Origin of the sequence: Salinibacterium sp. (assembly GCF_031364185.1) — a bacterium.
Lineage (GTDB): Bacteria > Actinomycetota > Actinomycetes > Actinomycetales > Microbacteriaceae > Rhodoglobus.
The window spans coordinates 1-5,362 of the sequence record NZ_JANLVV010000257.1 but is presented as its reverse complement, the minus strand read 5'-3'; the positions used below and the strand labels follow the sequence as shown (position 1 = coordinate 5,362).

Below are 5,362 nucleotides of genomic sequence, written 5' to 3'. Positions count from 1 at the left end.
CAATCGCGACGAATTCCATGAGCAATCCCTGGGCTCGCGAGATCGCCTCCTCGGGTTCAGCCTCGATGGGCATCCCCGCGGCAATGAGGCGCTCATAGATTCGTGCCGCGGACTCTGCCGCCAAGCGGGAGTCGACGAGGGTGGCGCCGCTAGCGGTTGACGGCAAGAGGTCTTCTTGTCGGGACGCTCCGAGAATCGAGACGCCAGGTAGTTCAAAAAGGCGGTCACGTGCAATCGGCCAAAGCTCGGTGGAGGTCCGCCCGATGTCGTCGACGCAAACCAAGACCCGTCGCTGTTCGGATGGGGCGAGGACCTTCGCGTAGCGAACAAGCTGTTCGACATCGTCCGCGGACTCGACGCGCAGCACGCGAAGCAGGATCGGGCCGTCTTCGAGCATCGAGGCGGAACGCCACAAGAGTCCAGACTTGCCAGTGCCGCTAGGGCCGACGATCAAGACATGCCGACTCGCACCCAACGCGTCGAGAATCGACTGACACTCCGGCACTCGAACGACGTCGCGATTGGACCCAATATGACCAGGAACTACTCGCACACCTGCAAAGAACTGAGCCTCCGAGTCGGCCGCTCCTCTCGCAAAGTTAGCAAGCTCACAAACGCCACTGCGGAGAGCCTCCTCGAGGGCGCTCACGTCAACGGCGCCCTCGACGTCGTTAACGAGCGCATCAAGGTCGGTCACGGAAAACTGGAGGGCGGAGGCGGCGCTGCCGCCGCGCTGGGCGGCAGAGAGTTCGCCGAGGTCGGCTGTAAGCCTGGTTCTCGTGATTGCAGCCACTACAGGGACGACGTCGAACGCCGCCATAAGCTGCGATTCGATGTGGCCAGCCAGAGAATCTTCGGTCACCACCAACCGAGTGCGAGCGATCAAGTGCCTGGCGCCCTCAGGGCCACGGCCAGCACTGTCCAACGTCTTCTGAAGCGCAATAACGAGGTCCTCGTTGTCCGCGAGGGTGCTTGCCCAACCCGAAGGGGGAACCGCGAAAGACCCATTCGTCACGATCGCGAAGCCTGCGACCTCACCGTCGTAATCCCGTGCCAATTCCACCTGCGAGGCGTGAACGATGATGCTCGCGATCTCGGCAACGCCAATTGTTCGCTGGCCGCCCCTTTGCTTGCTCTGGACGAGCAGCCACGACCCATCGCTCAGGCGAAGGTCGATGTCTTCAAATCCTTCAGGACGAACGGTCGTCACGACCGGAAGCTCGCTCTCGCGCGATCGTCCGCCTGCAAGAAGGAGTGCTGCGAGACTCACCTGATAGGTGACGCCGGCGACGTTGGCCGCTCCACTGCGGAGGCGGGCGAAGATGTCGTCGACGGTTGGAAAGGCCTGCTGTGAGCCGGAGGCGCGTGGGGCCGAAGCTTCGCGTTGTCGCGTCCGCTTCTCGGCTTCTCGCTGCGCGCCACCACGACGTTTGCTTGCCACTGACACCTCCGTATAACAGATGTTATCGACTACCCGTACGAGTGGCAGGATCTCTCACATGCAGACTTATCGATCGAGGACACCCGTTTATGCGGCCCAGGACTACCACCGCTCCGACGATGGGGAGATCGCGGCCCATGGAATGCCCGATCTCACCGTTGGATGCAGGTCGGAGACGTTGCGAACGCACTGCGTTGCCACGAAGGATGCTGCGCGTGTCTCATGAGCCTGTGAATCTTCGTGACGAGGGTGAGTGGGCGGGATTATGGTGGCTTCCGGATGAGCCTGATCAGCAGGTACCCGGCACTCTCCGTTACACAATCGACGACGGGCTCAGGCTCACTTTGATCGGAGCGTTCGAGGACCGCATCCTGAGCACTCCAGTCGATGGTGTTGAAGTCGTCCATGAAGGGAGCCGATCCTGGGACGTCATTTGGGGCGCGGCCGAGCATAAGGAGATCACCCTTCTCGGTGGTGTACCAACCGCATCGGAACGAACATTCGGTGCGAGGGTGAATAGCCCTAACAAGCAAACGGTCGTGGCAACGTCTGCGCTCATCGGTGCCCACGTTCGTAACGAGAGTGAAGCCGTGTTCTCTCATTGCGAGGTGTCGGTGGACAACCTCAATCAATGGGCGGCGTCCTCGGTCTTTGGAGGTACATGGGGTGCGCCGGGCGGCCGTCCGGATGGAAGCGGGACCATTACAGTGGCTCCTGTCGAGGAGCCCTCGGTAGAGGTCGGCGGAGCCCAGTTTGTGCTCGCTCACCGTCACACGCTCCCGTACTTTGATCAGCGACGAGGGTCGACGGTGGGACGCGAACGTGACACCGCGTTCATACGCATCAAGCCGAACCAGCCTTGCTCGCTAAGCGACGCGATGCGGTTCACTCGGCTCATCCAAGACCTCATCTCGCTCGCCACCCATCGCGCTGCTGGCGTCATCTGGCTCCGCTTGAGAGTCCCGTCGCCGGAACCAGCGAGCGCTGGAGGCCGTCCCATCCAGGACCGGGACGTCGAAGTGGTCTATCGGTCTGCCAAGGTGGGAGATCACGACGGCAAGGCCGTCGAGTCGCACCGCATCTTCTTTACATGTGATGACATCCCATTCGAGGAGATCATCCCCCGTTGGAGCGAAGTGCACGAACGTCTGCAGGCCGCCTCAAACATGATCCTTGGGCTCCGATACGCCCCGGCTCAATACATTGAGAACAACCTCCTCACGGCGGTAGGTGCAGCTGAGGTGTTGCACCGAGGACTTAAAATTGACGTGCCCCCGATCCCTGCCGAAGAGTTCATCGCGATCCGCGAGGCAATGCTCAGCCAGGTGCCGGCGGAACGCCAGGAGCGGGTCAAGTCAACGCTTCGGAACGACCCGACGTTGCGGGACCGCCTTCACGCTCTTGCCGCTCGTCCCGACACAGAGGCGATTAGTCGACTCGTGCCTAACGTGGACAGATGGGCGACAGTGACGACGCGGGCACGAAATGATTTGGCGCACGAAGGTCATACCCCTCGTCAGTCCATGGACGAGTTGATCGCGATTGTGAACGTCACAACCGCGATCGTGATCCTCAACTTGTTGAATGAACTCGGCCTTCCCGCTGAACGACAGCGCGAAATTGTGCACAACAATCCGCAGTTGCGCAGTACGTCTAGCCACGCGCGGGAATGGCTAAGCACACCGGAGGCAAACCTCTGACATTCGACAGAACCCAGCGGCGACGGTGCCGAACGGTGCTTTCTCGAACGCCGCCTAGCCGAATCCTCGGCCACTGCAGGCTCGGCCTAGTGCGCAACGAATCGACTGACTAGGGGCCCTCACTTGGTATCGAAACCGCCGTCGCGAGCAGTGTTGAACCGAGCCCACATCGGGCCGACGATATCGTGCTCGCGCCAGTCGGCTTCCGCGTCGATCATGGCCACAGCCTCGGCTCCCGGGATGATTTCCAAGAGGTCCACGCTGTGCTCCTCGCTAATCAGCGCGACCGTGTCGAGTCACAAGATCTGGTTTCGGCCTGAATTTTCGCGTCTGATTGATGCTGATCCCTGCAAACACTGAAGAAGCACCCGCGACGACTATCGCTATCACTGCGAGCACGAACGAGGTTGTTGGGTCCATACCGTAAGACTGTCAGACGCTACCGTCCCCCCTTCGGGTCCCCCAACGAACATCGACGACGTCATCGCCTTCGCCGTCACCTGCCCGCAGCACTTCGTGATCAATGAGGTGCTCAGCGCCTCCAACCAGGAGATATAAGAGGTCTCCGGCGCCACTCAGCTCAGAGAAGAGAGCCCCAGCGCCTGCCTATTGGGCGAGTCCTCGGCTTTCTTCGACTTCGACGAACGGCGCGGCGGTTTTGACCACTCAGCGCCACCTCGGAACTACGCGCCGCGAGCAGAGCGCACAGCAGCACGAAATCTCCGTACACCGAGTGAACTGAGCCGCATGTTGACGCCAACTGAAAATAGGGCCACCAACCACTATGGAAGGTGATCAAATTGGATGATTGGGCAGAGATTCGCCACCTGCATTCGACGGGGCAGCACTCGAAGCGAGAGATAGCCCGACTTGTCGGGGTGTCTTGGGGGACGATCGATCGGGCTTTGGCCGTCGACCGGGCGCCGACGTATCAACGCGAGCCGAACGGGTCGAGTTTCGACGCGTTCGCAGCGCAGGTGAGGGTGTTGCTCGCGGCGACGCCCACGATGCCGGCCGCGACAGCGGCCGAACGGGTGGGCTGGTCAGGGTCGCCGTCGTTGTTCCGGGCGAAGATAGCCGAGCTCCGGCCCGAGTACAGGGTGCCAGACCCCGCCGATCGGCTCGTGCACCCGCCCGGGTTCAAAGTCCAGTGCGATCTCTGGTTCCCGCACGAGGCTCTGCCGATCAACTCGTCATCGACATCGGCCTGCCGGATCTGACCCGCCACGGACTCCGGCACACCGGTGCGACCTGGCTCGCCGACGCCGGAGTTCCCCTGCACGTGCTCCAAGACATCCTTGGGCACGCCTCCATAGAAACCACCCGCGGATACCTACACCCGGACGACCGGCACCTCGCCTCTGCCGCCGAACAGGCCAACGCGTTCCTCAGTAGGTCGGCTCTGCCAGCGTCGAAATCGAAGGCTGCGCAGCAGCGCCAAGCGCGCGGTCTGTGACGGTCGAGATCGGCTTCAGAAGCCGTTCTGGTCCCCTTTTGGTCCCCTTATCCACAGGACCGCAGTCTCGGCTAGGCCTGCCTCACACCGGCCGCCCGCGCGGAAGCGCCCAAGGGGACCAGAGGGGGACCACAAAAATTGCGTTTGAAAACAACAAAGCCCTGATGAGATTTACAGTCTCATCAGGGCTTTTCTGTCGGGCTGACAGGATTTGAACCTGCGACCCCCTGACCCCCAGTCAGGTGCGCTACCAAGCTGCGCTACAGCCCGCGACATTGATTTTCAGTTATTTGGGCCGACCGGAGAGTGGTAAACCCCTTGACCCCCAGTCAAGTGCGCTACCAAGCTGCGCCACAGCCCGTGACAACTCCGATAGCTTAGCCTGTAACACGAAGTGAGAATTTCATCTGCTGTGTGCGCTGGCACAATGTCGGCGGCACGATGCAAAATGTTCACAACGTACACTTTCGAGCGGGCCGAGCTGCCCCCAGTACTCTCCCCATTTAACCGACAGGATTTCCGTGACTGACAACGCCCTCACTACGCCGACAACGCCGGTCGAGGCCACGCCCGACCACAGCAGGCGCAACGGTCTCGTGATCAACCTGATGCTGGTGGCAACTTTCGTCGTCATCCTCAACGAAGCCATTATCGGCGTTGCCATCCCGCGATTAATGGACGATCTCAACATTGCCGCGAGCACCGCGCAGTGGCTGTCGACGGCGTTCATGCTGACGATGGCGGTCGTCATCCCGACTACTGGCT

At 61.3% G+C, this 5,362-nt stretch carries 5 protein-coding genes, 2 tRNA genes and 1 pseudogene; 3 read left to right on the top strand and 5 right to left on the bottom strand.

The genetic code is table 11. From position 1 onward, the window contains the following. The coding region (locus RMN95_RS11205) for a hypothetical protein (protein ID WP_309616994.1) at positions 1–1,441 on the bottom strand (1,441 nt) is incomplete at its 3' end. A 215-nt stretch (positions 1,442–1,656) separates the two neighbouring features. Between RMN95_RS11205 and RMN95_RS11200 the strand changes: the two genes are divergently transcribed. Next, the gene (locus tag RMN95_RS11200; protein ID WP_309616993.1) at positions 1,657–3,141 is read left to right on the top strand and encodes a HEPN domain-containing protein; all 1,485 of its coding nucleotides are present in this window, start codon (positions 1,657–1,659) and stop codon (positions 3,139–3,141) included. Between the two features lie 119 nt (positions 3,142–3,260). Here RMN95_RS11200 and RMN95_RS11195 read toward each other — a convergent pair whose 3' ends face one another. Both RMN95_RS11195 and RMN95_RS11190 read right to left on the bottom strand, forming a co-directional pair. Further along, on the bottom strand, positions 3,261–3,401 hold the full coding sequence (locus RMN95_RS11195; RefSeq protein WP_309616992.1) for a hypothetical protein: 141 nt from the start codon (positions 3,399–3,401) through the stop codon (positions 3,261–3,263). 671 nt (positions 3,402–4,072) lie between these two features. Beyond that, a complete protein-coding gene (locus RMN95_RS11190; protein ID WP_309616991.1) occupies positions 4,073–4,285 on the bottom strand; it encodes a hypothetical protein in 213 nt (70 codons plus the stop codon). Between the two features lie 6 nt (positions 4,286–4,291). Between RMN95_RS11190 and RMN95_RS11185 the strand changes: the two genes are divergently transcribed. Then, positions 4,292–4,597 carry a tyrosine-type recombinase/integrase gene (locus RMN95_RS11185; RefSeq protein WP_309616990.1) on the top strand — a complete coding sequence of 102 codons (306 nt, stop codon included), beginning with the start codon at positions 4,292–4,294 and terminating at the stop codon, positions 4,595–4,597. A gap of 196 nt (positions 4,598–4,793) precedes the next feature. On the opposite strand, the gene RMN95_RS11180 is transcribed toward RMN95_RS11185, so the two are convergent. Both RMN95_RS11180 and RMN95_RS11175 read right to left on the bottom strand, forming a co-directional pair. Further along, positions 4,794–4,867, bottom strand: a tRNA-Pro gene (locus tag RMN95_RS11180). Positions 4,868–4,887: 20 nt separating this feature from the next. Beyond that, positions 4,888–4,958: transfer RNA gene (locus RMN95_RS11175), tRNA-Pro, on the bottom strand. A gap of 160 nt (positions 4,959–5,118) precedes the next feature. Here RMN95_RS11175 and RMN95_RS11170 point away from each other — a divergent pair. Next, positions 5,119–5,362: pseudogene (locus tag RMN95_RS11170) on the top strand (MFS transporter); the annotation flags it as partial.